At 58.3% G+C, this 17,937-nt stretch carries 15 protein-coding genes; 4 read left to right on the forward strand and 11 right to left on the reverse strand.

Annotation, left to right across the window (positions count from 1 at the left end):
• Positions 1 to 189 precede the first annotated feature (189 nt).
• The 9 genes from I6L40_RS12680 to I6L40_RS12720 form a co-directional block, all read right to left on the reverse strand.
• On the reverse strand, positions 190 to 1,821 hold the full coding sequence (locus I6L40_RS12680; protein ID WP_216994337.1) for a methyl-accepting chemotaxis protein: 1,632 nt from the start codon (positions 1,819 to 1,821) through the stop codon (positions 190 to 192).
• Positions 1,822 to 1,902: 81 nt separating this feature from the next.
• Positions 1,903 to 3,126 (reverse strand): EAL domain-containing protein, encoded by a 1,224-nt coding sequence (locus tag I6L40_RS12685; protein WP_216994338.1) that lies wholly within the window; start codon positions 3,124 to 3,126, stop codon positions 1,903 to 1,905.
• 11 nt (positions 3,127 to 3,137) lie between these two features.
• Complete coding sequence (locus I6L40_RS12690) at positions 3,138 to 4,208, reverse strand: chemotaxis response regulator protein-glutamate methylesterase (RefSeq protein ID WP_104014820.1); 1,071 nt, start codon at positions 4,206 to 4,208, stop codon at positions 3,138 to 3,140.
• On the reverse strand, positions 4,205 to 5,068 hold the full coding sequence (locus I6L40_RS12695; RefSeq protein WP_104014819.1) for a protein-glutamate O-methyltransferase CheR: 864 nt from the start codon (positions 5,066 to 5,068) through the stop codon (positions 4,205 to 4,207). The genes I6L40_RS12690 and I6L40_RS12695 overlap by 4 nt, the downstream gene beginning before the upstream one ends.
• The gene (locus I6L40_RS12700; protein ID WP_033113544.1) at positions 5,068 to 5,601 is read right to left on the reverse strand and encodes a chemotaxis protein CheW; all 534 of its coding nucleotides are present in this window, start codon (positions 5,599 to 5,601) and stop codon (positions 5,068 to 5,070) included. The genes I6L40_RS12695 and I6L40_RS12700 overlap by 1 nt, the downstream gene beginning before the upstream one ends.
• 10 nt (positions 5,602 to 5,611) lie before the next feature.
• Positions 5,612 to 7,288, reverse strand: coding sequence for a methyl-accepting chemotaxis protein (locus I6L40_RS12705; RefSeq protein ID WP_216994339.1), 1,677 nt, complete (start codon positions 7,286 to 7,288; stop codon positions 5,612 to 5,614).
• Between the two features lie 43 nt (positions 7,289 to 7,331).
• Complete coding sequence (locus tag I6L40_RS12710) at positions 7,332 to 9,506, reverse strand: chemotaxis protein CheA (RefSeq protein ID WP_216994340.1); 2,175 nt, start codon at positions 9,504 to 9,506, stop codon at positions 7,332 to 7,334.
• Complete coding sequence (locus I6L40_RS12715) at positions 9,493 to 9,813, reverse strand: lipid asymmetry maintenance protein MlaB (protein ID WP_209298543.1); 321 nt, start codon at positions 9,811 to 9,813, stop codon at positions 9,493 to 9,495. The genes I6L40_RS12710 and I6L40_RS12715 overlap by 14 nt, the downstream gene beginning before the upstream one ends.
• Positions 9,814 to 9,829: 16 nt before the next feature.
• Entirely contained in the window at positions 9,830 to 10,198 is a 369-nt protein-coding gene (locus I6L40_RS12720) for a response regulator (RefSeq protein ID WP_041207780.1), read from the reverse strand.
• Between the two features lie 250 nt (positions 10,199 to 10,448).
• Here I6L40_RS12720 and rlmKL point away from each other — a divergent pair, with 250 nt between their 5' ends.
• The 4 genes from rlmKL to rmf all read left to right on the forward strand — a co-directional run bounded on the left by rlmKL (position 10,449) and on the right by rmf (position 15,178).
• Positions 10,449 to 12,626, forward strand: a complete 2,178-nt coding sequence (gene rlmKL / locus I6L40_RS12725; RefSeq protein ID WP_216994341.1) for a bifunctional 23S rRNA (guanine(2069)-N(7))-methyltransferase RlmK/23S rRNA (guanine(2445)-N(2))-methyltransferase RlmL — start codon at positions 10,449 to 10,451, stop codon at positions 12,624 to 12,626.
• Positions 12,626 to 12,856: a glutaredoxin family protein gene (locus tag I6L40_RS12730; RefSeq protein WP_041207778.1), complete on the forward strand. Its 231-nt coding sequence runs from the start codon at positions 12,626 to 12,628 to the stop codon at positions 12,854 to 12,856. The genes rlmKL and I6L40_RS12730 overlap by 1 nt, the downstream gene beginning before the upstream one ends.
• Positions 12,857 to 12,929: 73 nt before the next feature.
• Positions 12,930 to 14,840, forward strand: coding sequence for an ABC transporter ATP-binding protein (locus tag I6L40_RS12735; protein ID WP_216994342.1), 1,911 nt, complete (start codon positions 12,930 to 12,932; stop codon positions 14,838 to 14,840).
• A 161-nt stretch (positions 14,841 to 15,001) separates the two neighbouring features.
• Positions 15,002 to 15,178: a ribosome modulation factor gene (gene rmf, locus I6L40_RS12740; protein WP_010674759.1), complete on the forward strand. Its 177-nt coding sequence runs from the start codon at positions 15,002 to 15,004 to the stop codon at positions 15,176 to 15,178.
• A gap of 87 nt (positions 15,179 to 15,265) precedes the next feature.
• Here rmf and fabA read toward each other — a convergent pair whose 3' ends face one another.
• Together fabA and I6L40_RS12750 are read right to left on the reverse strand one after the other, a co-directional pair.
• Positions 15,266 to 15,826, reverse strand: a complete 561-nt coding sequence (gene fabA, locus I6L40_RS12745; RefSeq protein WP_033113552.1) for a 3-hydroxyacyl-[acyl-carrier-protein] dehydratase FabA — start codon at positions 15,824 to 15,826, stop codon at positions 15,266 to 15,268.
• A gap of 76 nt (positions 15,827 to 15,902) precedes the next feature.
• On the reverse strand, positions 15,903 to 17,879 hold the full coding sequence (locus I6L40_RS12750; protein WP_201929857.1) for a Lon protease family protein: 1,977 nt from the start codon (positions 17,877 to 17,879) through the stop codon (positions 15,903 to 15,905).
• Positions 17,880 to 17,937 lie beyond the last annotated feature (58 nt).

Consider the following 17,937-nt stretch of genomic DNA (forward strand, 5'->3'; position numbering starts at 1 on the left):
ATTTCCTCACAGTGTTACCCCGTTATTTGCTTATATTTCATTTTCCCGGATAGTGATGCCGCCGTTGTTTGGCAAATGGCTTGATTGCGTGTCTGGTAATCGAGACGGGGCGTTGCCCTGAGTGAAGTTGAAATAAAAAAGTGGCGGGATTGCCCGCCACTTTGCATCTGATCCTGTTTTGATCCCCTCTTACACCTTGAAGAAGCGGATCCCCTCGTCGAGCTGTTTGATGATGTCGGTCAGCTGGGAGGCATCGTGGTTGACGCTCTCGGCGGCCGAGACGTTTTCCAGCGACATCTGGGTGATCTCCTCGACCGACTGGGCGATCAGCTGGCTGGCTGCCGCCTGCTCATGCAGCATGGAGCTGATCTCCTGAATAAGGCCCACCACCTTGCGGGAGCTCTGATCGACCTGCGCCATGGTGTGGCTGGAGTTGTCGGTAGTCTCGCGTACCGTGCCCATGCTGTCGGAGCAGGCGTTCATCCCCTTGACCGCGCCGGTTGCCCCCTGCTGGATTGACTGGAGCATCTCGTTGATCTCCTGGGTGGCCTGCGTGGTGCGGGCCGCCAGCGTACGCACCTCGTCGGCAACGACCGCAAAGCCGCGGCCCATGTCGCCAGCCCGGGCGGCCTCGATAGCCGCGTTGAGCGCCAGCAGGTTGGTCTGATCGGCGACCCCCTGGATCATCACCGAGATCTGGCTGATGCGAGTGATGTCATCAAACAATCCCTGTACCTGTTTGGCGGAATCGTTGACCGCATTGGTAACGCGCACCACCTCCTGTGACGCCCGCTTGACCTGCTCCTCACCGGCGTGAGCGATTTCACCGGACTCCATGACCACGCTGTTGGCCTGATTGGCAAAGGAGGAGAGCTGGGAGACCGAGGTGGTCAGCTCTTCTACCGATGCGGCTGTGTTGGCGGTCGCCAGTGATTGCTGCTGGGAGCTGGTGTTGACTTGCTGCGCTGCGGCAACCAGTTGGGAGGAGCTGGCCGTGAGCCCTTCGGCGGCTTGCTGCATGGTGGATACGATGTTGCGCAGGCTGCGGCGGGCATTGCCCATGGAGATCTGCATCTGGGTGATCTCGTCTTGCCCGTCACGATTATCACTGCCAGTGAGATAACCGGCGGCCAATTGTTTCAATTCTTCCATGATGTTGCCAAGCGGCAGGTTGATGCTCTGGCTAAGCAGCCAGCCAAGCACTACCGAGAGGGCGACCGAGATAGCGATGATGGTATAGGTCGCGGTGGATATGTGGGCGACGATCACATCGCTATCGTCATAGGCCTTTTTACCAATCCCCAGATTGATATCGACAAGTTTGCTGAGCAGGTCATCTGCGACCTGAAACGTTGCAGCTGCTTCACCCTTCATCAATTTGACCGCGCCGTCGTTATCATTGGCGTAGCTTGCCGCCATCGCTTTTTTGGCCGCCTCTTTGTAAAGGGGCCAGGCGCGATCAAAATCGGCCAGCACCACTTTTTCCGGCTCGGTCAGCTCGGTCGCACGATATTTGTTGAGCAGCTCGTTCATCTTCTGCTCGAAGCCATCCATTTTACTGGCGATGGCATCCATACCCGGTTTGGTCGGCTCAATCACATAATCAAACAGCGATCGGTTGTGATAAATAGCCTGCATATTGGCGTTGGAAAGATCAGTTATCGGGATCAGCATGTTGATATACATATCATTCAACATGTCGTTGACGGTCGAGGTATTTTGCTTGCCGTAAAACCCAACCCCGATCAGGAGCAGGTTGACTAGCAAAAAGGCGAGCATCAGTCGCATTTTTATCGATACAAGACGGATCAGATTTATCATATAGAGCCTCATGCTGATGTATTTTCTTTCCATGCCAAAATTACATAACACCTTAAATTTAAATTATTTTCCCAATCAGGGTTATTGTTCCGGATAAATAGCGTTTTTTGCCTGCCACTCGCCGAACCAGTGGGCGATCTGTTCAACCGGCAGCGGGCGACTGATGTAATAGCCCTGGGCCAAATCACACCCCAGCAAGGCCAATTGATCCCAATCCTCTTCGCTCTCAACTCCCTCAGCGACGGTTTTGAGCCCCAGTTTTTGGCTCATCACAATGGCGGAGGTGAGGATGGCCAGCTTCTTGGGGCTGGTATGGGCATCGTGGACAAACTCCTTGTCTATCTTGATTTCGGTAAACGGGCAGCGGGACAGCTGTTTCATCGAGGAGTAGCCGGTGCCGTAATCGTCCATTGCCACACCGAAGCCACGCAGTCGCAGGCGGGCGAGGGTACCGAGCGATACAGCGAGGTTGGACATGAAGGTGGTCTCGGTGACTTCGATGATAATCGCCTGACAGGGCAGGCGATGGCCCTGCACGACCTCTACCATGGTTTCCACCAGCTTGTCGGTCGTCAGCAGTGAGACCGGCAGGTTGATGGAGCAGCTGAGCTGGCCGGTTTGCAGAGTGAGTTTGTTGAGTGCCTCGCAGGTGGCATGCAGGAAGGCGTAGAAAAAATCGAGCGCCAGCGGCCCCTCTTCCAGATGATGAACGAAACAGACCGGGGGCAGGGTGCCATGCTCGGGGTGATGCCAGCGGACCAGCGCTTCAAAGCCATAGAGGCTGGCATCGCTCATGGTGATCTTGGGCTGCAAAAAGGGAACCAGCTGGCCTTGCTCCAGAGCATGGCGGACATCGTCGCTGGTGAAGGTGAGCTGCATCCATTTGTTGCTCTCCCGATGGACCCGCGGATCGCAGTGCTGCAACATGTTGCGCAGATCCTGGGCTCTGAGCGGTTTGGCCAGTACGCCGATCACCTCCAGCGTGCCGGCATCGGCGATGGAGTGGATCACATCCAGTACATCCCGATCCACGGCGCTCATCACGGCGACAAACATCTGATAGCCGGTGTGCTTCTCCAGCTGGCTGATGAGCTCGACCCCATCCATTCCCGGCATGTTGAGATCGGTCAGCAGCAGATCGACATGCTCCAGTTGCTGCAGCTTGTTGAGGGCATCCTGACCATCGCTGGCGAGATGGATCTGGCCAAAGCCCAGATCTTGCAGCAGACAGGTCACCTCATACTGCTGGGTACGGGAGTCATCGACCACCAGGGCGCTGCGGCCCTGCCATTGTTCCAGGGACATGGTGGTTCCTCTCAATCAGGACGGCCAAGCGTCTGGGTTATCTGGGCAAGGGACATCACTTCATCGATCCCGCCATGGGCGATTGCCTCCTTGGGCATGCCAAAGACCACACAACTCGCCTCATCCTGCGCGATGGTGCGAGCGCCGGTGTCATGCAATTCGCGCATACCGCGGGCGCCATCATCCCCCATGCCGGTCATGATGACGCCAAGAGCGTTGTGACCGGCACTGACCGCCACCGAGCGAAACAGCACATCGACCGAAGGGCAGTGACGAGAGACGGGAGGACCCTCTTTCACCTCAGCCAGATATTGGGTGCCGCTGCGCTGGATCAGCAGATGTTTGCCACCGGGGGCGATAAGCGCCACCCCGGGCAGCAGGCGATCGCCGGTGGCCGCCTCCTTGACTTCAATCTTGGAAAGGCCGTTCAAGCGCTCCGCAAACGAGGCGGTAAAGCGCCCCGGCATATGCTGCACGATGGCGAGCCCCGGGCAGGTAACCGGCAGTCTGGTCAGCAGATACTCAAGGGCCTGGGTGCCGCCGGTGGAGGTGCCAAGGGCGATGATCCGGTCGGTAGTGCGAAATTTGACCCGCTCCGGCGGGGGCGAGAGCATGGCATCGGCGGTGCGCTTGGGAGGGGGAGTAAAGCCGGGTTGCTGGTGGTCTGGCAGCAGGTTGCGCAGCTTGGCGTTGACGGCGGTACGGATCTCCTGGATCAGCTCGTTGGCCGATTGTTGCAGGAAGCTTTTGATGCCGACAGCAGGCTTGGTGATGATGGAGATGGCACCGGCAGCCATGGCATCCAGGGTAATGGTGGCCCCCTCTTCGGTCAGGGAAGAGCAGATGATGACCGGCGTTGGGCGTTCGCTCATGATCTTGCGCAGAAAGGTGAGACCATCCATGCGAGGCATTTCGATATCGAGAATGATCACATCCGGCCAGCTCTTCTTCATCTGCTGCATGGCGAAGATGGGATCGAATGCCGCCCCCATCACTTCGATATCGGCGGCCTTGCCCAGCATCTGGGTCAGCACTTCCCGCACCAGCGCCGAGTCGTCAACGATCAATACCCGTATGGTCATGTTTCATCCTTGAAAAGCTGAGGTTGGCAGCGATAGCGCGAAGGGGCCTCCTGCACCAGTGGCAGATCCTGCTGGCGGATGATCTCCGAATGGCCGACCAGCAGATATCCGCCGGGTCTGAGCAGCTCACACAATTGGGAGAGCACCTGGCCTTTGGTCTCTTCGTTGAAGTAGATAAGCACATTGCGCAGAAAAATAACGTCGAACTCCCGCTCGATAAAGTTGCCGCAGGTGAGCAGGTTGAGGTTGGAGAACGACACTTTTCTCGCCAGCTCGGGTCTCACCCGCACCTTGCCCGCATATTCGTCGTGACCGCGCTGAAAATAGCGCATCCAGAGGTGGGGCGGGACATGTTGAGCCCGCTCCACGGCATAGATGGCACGCTGGGCAAAGGGGATCACCCGGGTATTGATGTCGGTGCCGTAGATCCGCCAGCGCTCGTTGATGCCGAGCTGTTCGGCCAGCACCATGGCGGCGGAGTAGGCCTCCTCACCGGTGGAGCAGGCGGCAGACCAGACTCGCAATGGTTGATGGCGGCTAGCGTGCAGTTGTTCGGCATGGTGTTTCAGCCAGCTGAAGTGCTGTGCCTCGCGGAAAAAATAGGTTTCGTTGGTAGAGAGCAGGTTGATGGCGAGCTGTCGCTCCTGCACATTCTGTGGCTGGTTGATCCGCTCCCAGTAGCCGTAGTAGCTGGTGAGATTGAGCGCCCGCAGCCGTTTGGCGAGGCGGGATTGCACCAGCGCCCGCTTGCAGGGGGCGAGATCGATGCCGGCGGCGGTGAAGATAAAGCGCCGGAACAGTTCGAACTCTCTTTGGGTGAGCACCGGCCCCTGATCCGGGGTGGTGAGGGATGCCGCCACTAATAGCCCCCTTGCTCGCTGTTGAAGAGCTGGCTGGTGGTAGCCTCGGCCATGGCGCTCAGCTCGGCGATGGAGAGCGCCTTGTGCATGTCGAGCAGAATGGCGAACTGCTGGGCGATGGTGACCACCCCCTGGATGAAGTCGCCGCGAATATGGGCGCCAAAGGTCGGGGCCGGCTCTATGGTGTCGGTGGCAATCTCCAGCACCTCGCAGACGGAGTCGAGCAGCATGCCGATCTCCTGCTCTTCGCCATTGCTGTTGGGCAGTGAAAGGATTGCGACACAGGTAGTGGGCTGGATCGGGGTCTGCCCCCGGCCAAAGCGGATCGAGAGGTCGATGACCGGCACCACGGCACCCCGCAGGTTGATGATCCCCCTGACAAAGCGCGGCATCATGGGCACCGGCGTCATCCCCTCGAACTCGATGATCTCGCGGATGCAGCCGATATCGACCCCGTAGAGCTCCCCTCCCAGCATGAAGGTCACGCAGTGGAAGTGGGAGGTGACAGTATCAGGGGCATGTGTTGTGCGCATTGGGCTGCTCCTAATAGTTGCTGAACTTGCCATCGTCCACTTCCCGCTCCAGATCGTCGTCATGGTGCAGGTGTTGGTTCAGCGTGCTCTTTTTCGGGATGACCGGTCTGGCACTGTAACCGGCGGCATGAAACTGGGTGGGCTGACGGTTGTTGCCGCCGCGCAGGGTGAACTGCTGCATCAGCTCCTGCAGTTGCAGAGCGGTGGAGCTCAGCTCTTCCGAGGTGGAACTCAGCTCCTCGGCCGAGGCAGCGGAGGCCTGCATGCCATCACTGATCTGGGTCACTGCAATATTGATCTGGGAGACGCTGGCCCGCTGTTCACGGGAGGCCGAGGCGATCTCCTGCACCAGAGTGGCAGTCTGATCGATCCCCGGCAGCATCTCCCGCAGCAGGGTGCCGGCCTGTTCGGCGACGCTGACCGAGCGGCCAGCCAGCTCGCCAATCTCCTTGGCGGCATTTTGCGAGCGCTCCGCCAGTTTGCGTACCTCGGCCGCCACGGTGGCAAAACCCTTGCCGTGTTCGCCGGCGCGGGCCGCTTCAATGGCAGCGTTGATGGCCAGCAGGTCGGTCTTGTTGGCGATGTCATTGATGATGGTGATGCGCGAGGCGATCTCCTTCATGGCGTGAACCATCTCGCCCACCGCCTTGCCGCTTTCGGTGGCACTGCTGGCCGCCTTGGTGGAGATGTTCTCGGTGACCTTGGCATTGTCGGCATTCTGGCTGACGGTGGCCGCCATCTCCTCGACGGAGGCGCTGGTCTGCTCGACGCTGGAGGCGAGCTCGGAGGAGGTTTGCGACAGTGAGTTGGCGGTGGCGGCGACCTGTTCAGAGGCCGATCCGATGGCCTCCGACATGGCGCCCACCTCGTTGAGAATATCGGAGAGGCGATGGGCCATGCTCTTGATGGCAAAGAGCAGGCTGCTGTTGTCATCGCTGCGCAGCTTGACCGGGGTCGAGAGATCCCCGGCGGCGACACGGGAAACCACCTGAACGGTATAGGAGGGGTCACCACCCAGCTGGCGCAAGATGCTGCGGGTGACCAGCATAGCCAGCACCAGACAGATAACGAAGGCGGAGCAGGAGATGAGGATCAGCAAGCTCAGGTTGTCCTGATAGATATCTTCACTATCTTGCAACGACTGGGTGGCTAGGCGGTTATTGATATTGACCAGCTCGGTCAGCAGCTCATCTGACTTGTCAAAGGCCGGGCGACCTTGTTCGGCCATGATTTGGGTTGCTCTCTGGTTGTTGGCATTATCGCCGGTGTCCGACTGCGCGGTGCGCATGATCATATCGGCATAGGACTTGTAGGTGATCCAGGATTGATCGAAGCGCGCCAGCGCATCGATTTCAGGTTGGGTCAAAGAGGTTTTGCGATAGGCATCGAGCAGTTTGTTGAGCTGACTCTCGTAACGCAGGATATTGCCTGCATTGAGCTTTCTGGTCTCCTCCTTGGTCTCCAGCACGTAGCGATAGAGAGCCCGGTTCATGTAGATCGCCTGCATGTTGGCGTTGGCCAGATCCCGAATGGGCACCAGTTGGTTGGCGTGCATGTTTTTAACCAGTAGTGCCATCGTTTTGGTGGAGTAGTAGCTGGTGACGGTCAAGGTCACCAGCAGCACCATCAAAATGGAAAACGAGAGCACCAGTTTTGTTCTGACTTGCAAGTTGTGAAACCAGTCCATGGTTTTGACTCCGTTAAAGCGGTTGATAACAGTATGTGGTCAATCAGGTTCGGCTGCCGGAGTGGGTATCGGCATGCTGATGGATCAAGTGCAACTCCCGTCGTCTGGCCAGCTCGATAAGCTGTGGTACATCAAGAATGAGGGCCGGCTGGCCATTGCCCAAAATGGTTGAACCGCTGACATATCGCAGCGTCCTGAACAGCTCTCCGAGTGGTTTGATCACCGCCTGCACTTCGCCAATCAGGCGATCCACCACAATGCCGGCGCGGTTGTCGGCATAGTCGACGATAACGACAAACTCGGGCTCGTCGGCGGGGGGAAGGGCAAACAGTTCGCGCAGTACGATAAAGGGGACCCACTCGCCGCGGATATTGATCTGGCGCGAGGGGGTATCGAGGGCATCCGGCGGCAGATCAATGCACTCGAGCATCATGTCGAGGGGGATCACCAGAGAGGAGTGATCCACCTCGATGCGAAAACCGTCGATGATGGCGAGGGTTAGCGGGAGCCGCAGGCGGAAGGTTGTGCCGCGGCCAGGATGGCTCTCGATGGTGGTCTCGCCCCGCAGGGACTCCAGATTGCGTTTGACCACATCGAGCCCGACACCGCGACCCGAAAGATCGCTGACACCGCTGGCGGTTGAGAAGCCGGGTTGGAACAGGAACTGAAATATCTCCTGCTCGCTCAGGATTTTTCCCTCCTGAGCCATGCCCATCGTCTGGGCCTTGGCCAGGATCTTGTCGCGATCGATGCCGCGACCATCGTCGCTCACTTCAACCACTACGGCGCCTGCGTCGTGATAAGCGTTCAGGGTGATCACGCCGCCAGCCGCCTTGCCTGCCTCAAGGCGCTGCGCCTCATCCTCGATGCCGTGATCGACGGCGTTGCGCACCAGATGCATCAGGGGGTCGGTCAGCTTCTCGACCATGGATTTGTCGATATCGGTTTCGGCGTTGTTGATGTGCAGGCTGATGTTCTTGCCGGTCTGCTGGGAGAGTTCGTGTACCAGCCTCGGAAAGCGGTTGAAGATCTCGTTGATGGGCACCATGCGCAGGGTAAGGGCATCGTCGCGGATCCCCTCGACCAGGGTATTGACTGCGGCCACCGACTCGACCAGCTCGGCATCCCCTCGCAATCTGGCCTGCAGGGTTGTCGCGGAGGTGGCGATCACCAGTTCACCGACCCGGTTGATCAGCCGGTCCAGTTTCGCTGCCTCAATGCGAATGTAGTGCCCTTCACTGCGCAGCGGAGCGGGCTTGGGCTGAGGTGTTACCGGCAGTTCCGGTTCTGGCTGCGCAGGTTGTGAAAATGATGCTGAAGGGGCGGCGGATGCGCTGTCTGGTTCGCTGGTTTGGCTACGGCGATAGTCGCCCCGTTCAATCGCGGCTGCCTCTTCACGGGTCAGGACGTCAGCAGCCTCCCAGCGGGCAAGCTGGGCCGTCAGTGGTTCGTTGCGCCACTGGGCCAGCCGTTCACCTTGCGCAGCAAACTCGGCGAGATCCTGATGAGGCGTCAGCAGGCAGATGATGCTGGCATGAGCCACAAAATCGAAGGTACTGCGGATCCGCTCGGGGGATTCAGCACTGCGCAGGCCAATTTCATAGCCCAGGAAACATTCGGTCGGATCGAGCAGCTGTAGGGGCGGCCATTCGTGCCAGACCGGTTCGATGAAGACGATCTCGCCCAGATTGCCGAGATAGCGGATAAAGGCCAGCAGGTCGAAGCCATCCTGATAGAGCGAGGGATAAAAACGTACAGAGAGATGCCAGCGCTTGAGAGCCTGTGAAGGGAGCACGCTTTGTGGCGGCACTACGACCGGTTGGGCTGGCAAACTTTGATGGCCCTGCAGTTGGGAAAGCAGGGCCAGGATCTGTTGGGTTTCGGTTTGCGGCAGCTCGGGGTTATGCTCGGCCCCCTGCAACAGGTCACGCAGCTGATCATTGCAGGCCAGCAGCAGGTTGATCAGATGCTCATCGAGCTGCAACTCGCCGCTGCGAAGCCGTGCCAGCATGTTTTCCATGGCGTGGGCGAAGCGTACCAGCATGGTGAGGCCCAGCATGCTGGCTGAACCCTTGATGGTATGGGCGGTACGAAACATCAGATTGTAGGTTTCGGGATTGGCCGGGTAGCTTTCGCGATCAAGGAGCGCCTGCTCCAGATGATCACACTGCTCGTAGGCCTCCTCGAAAAAGAGGGTGCGCGCTTTATTGACGTCCATCTGGCCCCTCCGCTCTGGTCAGGGACGAAAGCAACCCGAGCTGGCCCAGCGCCAGTTCGGCTTCACTGCCATCTCCCGTCTTGATCCGCAGCCGCTTGCCCTGGTTATTGGCCTCTTGCTGGAGGAGGGCGACAAGTTGGGCGCCGCAGCTATCGAGTGCTTCAAGCTGGCTCAAATCCAGTAAGGCAACAGGAAAGTTGAGCAGACTGAAGAGATCGTCTTGCAGCTCTGCCACCGTCATGATGGTGAACTCCCCCGTGAGAATGGCAGTCGGAGGGGCGTGCATAATATCCAGTTCAAAACTCATACCTTGTGCTCCCGTATCATGGTTGCACCACCTTGTAGACATCATCGATAAGCTTCAGCGGCTCGAATGGCTTGGTCAGCCAGACACGGGCGCCGGCATCGAACCCCTCCTGGCGGATCTCGGGCGAGTCTTCCGTCGTCAGCATGATGAACGGGATATAACGGGTGGTTGCCTGTGCCTTGAGATGGCGCAGCAGTGTCATCCCGTCCATGCCCGGCATGTTGAGGTCGGAGATGATGAGATGTACCCGCTGGCCATCGAGGCGGGAGAGGGCCGCGTTGCCATCATCCGCTTCGATCACGCTAAAACCGGCGCTTTGCAGCGTCATGGTAATGGTGGCTCTGATGCTGGCGGAGTCTTCCACAACAAGGATGGTTTTGGTCATAAGGGTGACTCGTTCACTGGCGTTATTTGTATCCGGGTGACATGGGTCGATGCTTCCTAATTGTTGTCCAATAAGTTGATGTGTGTGGATTTTTTAAAACTGGATCGACGTGTGCAGGAGAAAAATCGGGGAAGGGGGGGACTGGCGGTTTTTAAGGTTCTACGGAAAGGGTTCAATAGACGCTTGTTGCACCGTATCTCCTGTCATTGTCAGCCACTTTTGCATGCTCAGAGTGACCTGATGAGGTATAATGCGGGACTATTTTTATGGGTTCCCCGTGAGCGTGATGAAAGAATTTTTTGCAACCTGCCCCAAGGGGCTGGAAAACCTGTTGGCCGACGAGCTGACCAATCTGGGTGCAGAGCAGGTCCGTGAGACCGTGGCTGGCGTCCACTTCAAAGGCGAACTGGCGGTGGGCTACAAGGCCTGTCTCTGGAGCCGTCTGGCTTCCCGCATCGTACTGGTGCTCTCCGAGTTCCAGATGAACGACGATCTGGATCTCTATCTGGGCGCGCATACCATCCCCTGGGAAGAGCACTTCTCCGGCACCGCCACCATTGCGGTGGACTTTACCGGTACCAACGCCTCCATTCGCAATACCCAATATGGCGCTCTGAAGATCAAGGATGCCATTGTCGATCGCTTTACCAAGCGCGGTCATGTGCGCCCGGACGTGGACAAGAAATCGCCGGACATTCGCATCATGGCGCATCTGGGCAAAGGCAAGGCCAATATCACGCTGGACTTGTCAGGCCCGGCGCTGCATCAGCGTTTCTATCGTCAGGGCACAGGTGAAGCACCGCTCAAAGAGAACTTGGCGGTCGCCATGATTGCTCGTAGCGGTTGGGCCGGCGAGCCCATGATGGATCCGATGTGCGGCTCCGGTACGCTGCTGATTGAAGCGGCCTTTATCGCCGCCGATATGGCTCCGGCCCTGCGCCGCGAGCGCTTCGGTTTTGATCGCTGGCTGCAGCACGATAGCGAGCTGTGGCAAAGCCTGATGATGGAAGCACAAGTACGTGCCAAGCGCGGCATGCAGCGCTGCGAGGTGAAACTGTTTGGTTGTGATGCCGATTCGCGCGTGCTGCTCAAAGCCCGTGATAACGCCAAAGCCGCCGGTGTCGCCCATCTCATCACCTTCAAGCAGGCCGATGTCACCAAGCTGGAAAACCCGCTGCCGATGCCGGCTGTGGAAGGGGAGGCCCGTCAGGTCGGTATGCTGATCTCCAACCCGCCCTACGGCGAGCGTCTTGGCGAATTCCCGGCCCTGTTGGAAGTGCATCAAGCCCTCGGCGATGCCCTGCGTCGCAGCTTCCAGGGGTGGAGAGTCTCCATTCTGTCCGCATCTCCCGAGCTGCTCAGCTGTCTGCGCCTGCGCGCCGACAAGCAGTATCGCCTGTTCAACGGTGCCCTCGAGTGTCAGCTGCGTAACTACCAGATCGCGCTCGATGCCGTCGCCTCGCAAAAAGAGGTGGCGCAGGACTTTGCCAACCGTCTGCGCAAGAATCTGAAGGCGCTCGAGAAGTGGGCCAAGAAAGAGAATCTCGACTGCTACCGTCTCTACGACGCCGACCTGCCTGAGTACAACGCCGCCATCGACCGCTATCAGGACTATCTGGTGGTGCAGGAGTACGCGGCGCCCAAGGATATCCCCGCCCAGAAGACCCGTCAGCGTCTGCTCGACATGGTGCAGGCCGCCATCAAGGTGACCGGCATGGACGGCGAGAAGGTGATCCTGAAAGTACGCGAGCGTCAGGAGGGCAAGCAGCAGTACCAGAAGCTCTCCGAAGAGCAGCACCGGATGGAAGTGCAGGAGTATGGGGCCCGTCTGTGGGTCAACCTCTACGACTACCTCGATACCGGTCTGTTCCTTGACCACCGTCAGACCCGCCGCATGCTGGGTCAGATGGCCAAGGGCAAGCGCTTCCTGAACCTGTTTGCCTACACCGGCAGTGCCACCGTGCACGCGGGTCTTGGTGGTGCCAGCGAAACCACCACAGTGGATATGTCGCGCACCTACCTTAACTGGGCACAGGACAATATGCGCCTCAACTCGCTGGTGGGCCGGGAGCACAAGTTCGTGCAGGCCGACTGCCTGAAGTGGCTGTCTGAAGCGGACGAGCAGTACGACCTTATCTTCATCGATCCGCCTACCTTCTCCAACTCCAAGCGGATGGACGAGAGCTTCGACGTGCAGCGCGATCACCTGCTGCTGATGCAGCACCTGAAGCGGTTGCTGGCTGCGGGTGGCACCTTGGTGTTCTCCAATAACAAGCGCCACTTCAAGATGGATCTGGCCGGTCTCGAGACCGTCGGTCTCAAGGCCCAGAACATCACCGGCAAGACCCGGCCGAAGGATTTCGAGCGCAACCAGCACATTCACAACTGCTGGATCATCACCCATGCCGATAGCGGGGCTGAGGCCTGATGCTGACCCTGTTTCACACCGACGGTTGCCACCTGTGCGAGCAGGCGTGGGCGCTGGTGGAGGAGGCGGGGGCAGGCGATGTGACCCGCCGCTGCGACATCATGGACGATGCCGGCTGGCTTGAGGCCTATCGGGTGCGTATTCCGGTGCTGCGGGACGAGGCTGGCCGCGAGCTGGGCTGGCCCTTCACGCTGGTGGAGCTCAAGGGCTGGCTCGCTCGTCAGGGTTGATTTGTGATTTGACGATGAAACGGGGGCAGACCCAGTCTGTTGCCCGTTTTTTCATATGAGATAAGGAACGAACATGGCTCTTTTAACATTGCACGGCGCGTGTCTGTCGTTCAGTGATTTTCCGTTGCTCGACAAGGCCGAGCTGACCATCGAGCGAGGCGAGCGCCTCTGTCTGGTGGGCCGCAACGGGGCGGGCAAGTCCACCCTGATGAAGGTGATTGCCGGCGAATTGCCGCTCGATGATGGCCGTCTGGTGTTGCAGCAGGATTTGAAAGTGACTCGTCTTGAGCAGGATCCGCCCACTTCGAGCGAGCTCACCGTGTTTGACTACGCCGCCGAAGGGCTGGCCGGCGTCGGTGAGCTGCTCAAGCAGTATCACCATATCTCCATGGCGCTGGCGAGTGACCCGTCCGATGCCAACATTCGCAAGATGAGCCAGCTGCAGGAGCAGCTCGATTATCAGAATGGCTGGCAGTACGAGACCCGCATCAATCAGGTGCTGACCCTGCTTGGTCTTGATCCTGACGTGACCCTCGACAGCCTCTCTGGTGGATGGCTGCGCAAGGTGGCGCTGGCCCGTGCATTGGCCTGTGATCCCGATCTGCTGCTGCTGGACGAACCGACCAACCACCTGGATATCGAGGCCATCAACTGGCTGGAAGAGTTCCTCAAGGATTTCCGTGGCGCCATCGTGTTTATCTCCCACGACCGTGAGTTTATCCACAAGCTGGCGACCCGGATCATCGATCTGGATCGCGGCGTGATCACCTCCTGGCCCGGCAACTATGACGAGTACCAGCAGGGCAAAGAGGAGTGGTTGCGGGTCGAAGAGCTGAAAAATGCCGAGTTCGATCGCAAGCTGGCTCAGGAAGAGGTGTGGGTACGCCAGGGGATCAAGGCGCGCCGCACCCGTAACGAGGGGCGAGTGCGCGCCCTCAAGGCGATGCGCATGGAGCGAACCCAGCGTCGCGAACTGCAGGGCAAAGCCAAGCTGCAACTCGATGAGGCGAGCCGCTCCGGCAAGCTGGTATTTGAAGCTGAAGGGCTGGGGCTCGACTTTGGTGAGCGCACCCTGTTCGAGGGGCTGGATCTGCAGGTGCTGCGTGGCGACAAGATTGCGCTGGTTGGCCCCAACGGTTGCGGCAAATCCACTCTGATCAAGCTGCTGCTGGGTCAGCTAGATGCCACTCGTGGCTCGGTACGTCAGGGCACCAATCTGGAAGTGGCCTACTTCGATCAGTACCGTGAACAGCTCGATCCCGAGCAGACGGTGGTGGACAACGTCGGGGAGGGCAAGCAGGAGGTGATGGTGCGCGGTCGCTCCCGTCACATCCTTGGCTACCTGCAGGACTTCCTGTTCGAGCCAAAGCGGGCCAGAACGCCGGTCAAGGCGCTCTCTGGCGGTGAGAAAAACCGACTGCTGCTGGCCAAGCTGTTCCTTAAACCCAGCAACCTGCTGATCCTCGATGAACCGACCAACGACCTCGACGTCGAGACTCTGGAGCTGCTGGAAGAGCTGCTGGCGGACTATCCGGGCACTCTGCTGCTGGTAAGTCATGACCGTCGCTTTATCGACAATACGGTAACCGGTTGCTGGCTGTTTGAGGGGGATGGCCGCATCAGTGACTACGTGGGCGGCTATGCCGACATGATGGCGACCCGTGAGCAGCAGCGCGCTCAGCAACAGGCCAAGAGCATACCGGTCAAGGCTCCCGAGCCGGTAGCCACAGTGAGCGAAGCACCGAAGAAAGGCAAAAAACTCTCCTACAAGCTGCAGCTTGAACTGGATGGTCTGCCGGCGCGTCTTGAGCAGCTGGAAGCTGAACTTGACGCGCTGCAAGGGGAGATCAACCAGCCCGGTTTCTTCTCCCTGCCAAGCGAGCAGACCCAGCCCAAACTGGCCGCATTGAGTGCTGCCGAGACAGCGCTGGAGGAGGCATTTGCGCGCTGGGAAGAGCTGGAAGGACTCAAAAATCAGGAATAAGTTTCCTGTAATTTAAATTTAATTGAGTTCAGTGCCTTATGTCACAGAGGGGGGTTAGCATGGAAATTTTTGTTTGACCCTCCCTCCCTGCTGGGGTAAAGATGAAAGCGACCGATGAAGAATTGGTCGCTTTTTTTGTTCCACGAAGAGGGTCGTAGATGATGAAGAGACAGAAACGGGACCGTCTGGAAAGAGCTCGTGCTCGTGGTTATCAGGCTGGCGTGGTCGGCAAACAGAAAGAAGCGTGTCCGTATCAATGTCTGGATGCCCGTGGGCACTGGCTTGGTGGTTGGCGAGATGCCATGGAAGGGCGGGGCTCAGGCCTCTTCATGAAGTAAGTTACTTCATTACACTCATTACAAAAGGAAAGGGGCCGTCGTGGCCCCTTTGCGCTGTGGCTTTCGCCACATTCAGGTTCGCATCAATCAGAATGCGGTGGTGTCCTGGAACAGGCCCACTTTCAGGTCAGTTGCGCTATAGATGGGGCGACCGTCAACTTCAACGACACCATCGGCAATGCCCATCACCAGTTTGCGGTTGATGACCCGCTTGAAAGTGATCTTGTAGGTCACTTTCTTGGCGGTCGGCAGGATCTGGCCGGTAAATTTCACTTCACCGACACCCAGCGCACGGCCTTTGCCCGGGCCGCCTTTCCAGCCGAGGAAGAAGCCAACCAGCTGCCACATGGCATCCAGACCGAGACAGCCCGGCATCACGGGATCACCCGGGAAGTGGCAATCGAAGAACCAGAGATCGGGGGTAATGTCGAGCTCTGCCAGGATCTCGCCCTTGCCGTGCTCGCCACCGTTGTCATTGATCTTGACGATGCGATCCATCATCAACATGTTGGGGGCGGGCAGCTGACTGTTACCCTCACCAAAGAGTTCGCCACGGCTGCAAGCCAGCAGCTCTTCACGGGTAAAAGAGTTCTTGCCCTGTTCACACAGGGAAAGGCGGGCTTCCAGGGTCGAATTGTCTACGGTCACGCTGAGTTTCCTTCAAATGAGTAAAGCTGCGCCAATTTAGCGTACAGATGTGCGCTAAACAACTCCGATCACTTCATTAGCGGCCAAACAGCCGATCAAGAAGGGCGCGCAGCAGCCCGACTTTCGCCGTACTGCCGTTCAGCTCATCCAGTCGCTCCTGAATGCGGCCAAACAGGGTATCAGGCATGTCAGGTTCACCCGCCACACAGCCAGTCAAGAGCTCGATGGCCTCTTCCACATGATCCACCGGGTGGATATGGAACTGGCCGGCTTCGACAGCGGCGATCACCTCATCAGAGAGGTTGAGCTGCTGGGCGTTGGTGCCGGGCAGCAGGATGCCTTGTTTGCCTGTCAGACCGTGGATCTTGCACACCCGGAAGAAACCTTCGATCTTCTCGTTGACGCCGCCAACGGCCTGCACATTGCCAAACTGGTCGACTGCACCCGTTACCGCAAAGTGCTGGTAAATGGGCTGGCGGGCGAGGGCAGAGAGCAGGGCACACAGACCGGTCAGCGAAGCGCTGTCACCATCAATTTCGTGATAGGATTGCTCGAACACCAGGTTGGCGGAGAGAGGAGAGGGGTTCTCGGCGCCAAACTTGTTGGAGAGGTAGCCGTGAATGATCATCATCGCCTTGGCATGGATATGACCAGCTAGCTCCGCCTTGCGTTCGATATCCGCCACATCGCCATCACCCAGATGAACGGTGGCGGTCAGACGTACCGGTTCACCGAAGTCATATGGGTGACCGGAGACCTGAATGACGGAGAGGCCGTTGATCTGGCCAATCTCTTCACCATCGGTCTGCAGCAGGATCTGCCCATCGATAACCCCCTGATCGGACTGTTCGACCAGATAGTTGAGGCGATAATCCTGCTCCTCCAGCGCGCCGCGGATATGCTCGTCGGTGACGACGTCAGCTTCAAGTTCGCGTGCCAGACTGTCAGCCATCCGCATGATGGCGGAGAGCTGTACCTCGGAGAGGGAGAGCCACTCCTGATGATCGCACAGACGGCTGGCGTGACGGCATAGCGCGGCGAGGGCGGCAGGAGTGAAATCCAGCAGTTCCCAACGTTCGCGCAGCCAGGCGAGATATTGCAAAAACTCCTGCAGATCTTCTTCGATGTTCACTTCAGAGACTAGGTCTGCGCGCAGGAAGATACGCTCGGACATATCCCGATCCAGCATCTGGAACTCGGCCACATCGAGACGATCACCCACCAGAATGAGCTTGAGCTTGATGGGGGTCGCTTCCGGCGTGAAGAAGGGGGTCAGCGTCTTGCCTTCCTGATAGGCGTTCCAGTCCAGCTCGCCTTTTTGCATGGCGTTTTTGAGCTTGAACCAGAGGTGGGGCTGATCAAGCAGTTCATCCAGCTGCAGGATCAGATAACCACCGTTGGCCTGACGTAGCAATCCAGGTTCCAATAGGTGCTGGTTGGCATAGACGGAGCCTTGCTCGGTCTGGTAGTTGATGGAGCCAAACAGGGTATCCCAGTTGAGGTCGCGGCCGTAGATCACCGGCGCTTCTTGCTCTTCGTGATGAATGAGCAGATTTATCAGCACCGGATGCTGGAACTCCAGACCCAGAGCGACATGGGCAGACAGATCGGAGAGGAAGTCATCAATCTTGGGATCATTGTTCTGCTTGCGCATGATGCGGGTCACCAGACGCTCGGCATCAAGGTGGTGGCTCATCAGCTTGAGCAATTCGCCAACCATCTCGCAGAACTCGATACCTGTGCCTGGTTGCAGGCGCAGCCAGATCGGTTTGAAGGGGTTGTTGAGGTTCTCGGTGTAGCAGAGGTCGAACAGATCGCCATCCTTGCCGTTGGATGCGGCAATGAGGGTACGGCAGACATCTTCGTAATCGGCGCCGGGGAACCCGTTGAGCAACATGACCGGGCAGTCGCCATCAAAACTGGCTAACCGTTTGATGGCAGAAATGGCTCTGGGTTGCAGCGCAGCAAACGGAATGGGTTCTAGCTCGCTGAGGGTTGGAAACTGTTCAATCGCAAAAGCAGGTTTTAATTGTTCTGATGTTAATTCAGCCACTTAAGACATCCGGTCGGAGAGAGGATCAATTGTTGCCATTATACACAGTTCACTTAGT

Origin of the sequence: Aeromonas sp. FDAARGOS 1410, assembly GCF_019048745.1 — a bacterium.
In the GTDB taxonomy this organism is placed as follows: domain Bacteria; phylum Pseudomonadota; class Gammaproteobacteria; order Enterobacterales; family Aeromonadaceae; genus Aeromonas; species Aeromonas jandaei.

Bases quoted from the DNA above. Each gene is read 5' to 3' on its own strand.
- I6L40_RS12680 (WP_216994337.1), bottom strand. From the start codon at position 1,821: ATGATAAATCTGATCCGTCTTGTATCGATAAAAATGCGACTGATGCTC.
- I6L40_RS12685 (WP_216994338.1), bottom strand. From the start codon at position 3,126: ATGTCCCTGGAACAATGGCAGGGCCGCAGCGCCCTGGTGGTCGATGAC.
- I6L40_RS12690 (WP_104014820.1), bottom strand. From the start codon at position 4,208: ATGACCATACGGGTATTGATCGTTGACGACTCGGCGCTGGTGCGGGAA.
- I6L40_RS12700 (WP_033113544.1), bottom strand. From the start codon at position 5,601: ATGCGCACAACACATGCCCCTGATACTGTCACCTCCCACTTCCACTGC.
- I6L40_RS12705 (WP_216994339.1), bottom strand. From the start codon at position 7,288: ATGGACTGGTTTCACAACTTGCAAGTCAGAACAAAACTGGTGCTCTCG.
- I6L40_RS12710 (WP_216994340.1), bottom strand. From the start codon at position 9,506: ATGGACGTCAATAAAGCGCGCACCCTCTTTTTCGAGGAGGCCTACGAG.
- I6L40_RS12715 (WP_209298543.1), bottom strand. From the start codon at position 9,813: ATGAGTTTTGAACTGGATATTATGCACGCCCCTCCGACTGCCATTCTC.
- I6L40_RS12720 (WP_041207780.1), bottom strand. From the start codon at position 10,198: ATGACCAAAACCATCCTTGTTGTGGAAGACTCCGCCAGCATCAGAGCC.
- rlmKL (WP_216994341.1), top strand. From the start codon at position 10,449: ATGCGGGACTATTTTTATGGGTTCCCCGTGAGCGTGATGAAAGAATTT.
- I6L40_RS12730 (WP_041207778.1), top strand. From the start codon at position 12,626: ATGCTGACCCTGTTTCACACCGACGGTTGCCACCTGTGCGAGCAGGCG.
- I6L40_RS12735 (WP_216994342.1), top strand. From the start codon at position 12,930: ATGGCTCTTTTAACATTGCACGGCGCGTGTCTGTCGTTCAGTGATTTT.
- rmf (WP_010674759.1), top strand. From the start codon at position 15,002: ATGAAGAGACAGAAACGGGACCGTCTGGAAAGAGCTCGTGCTCGTGGT.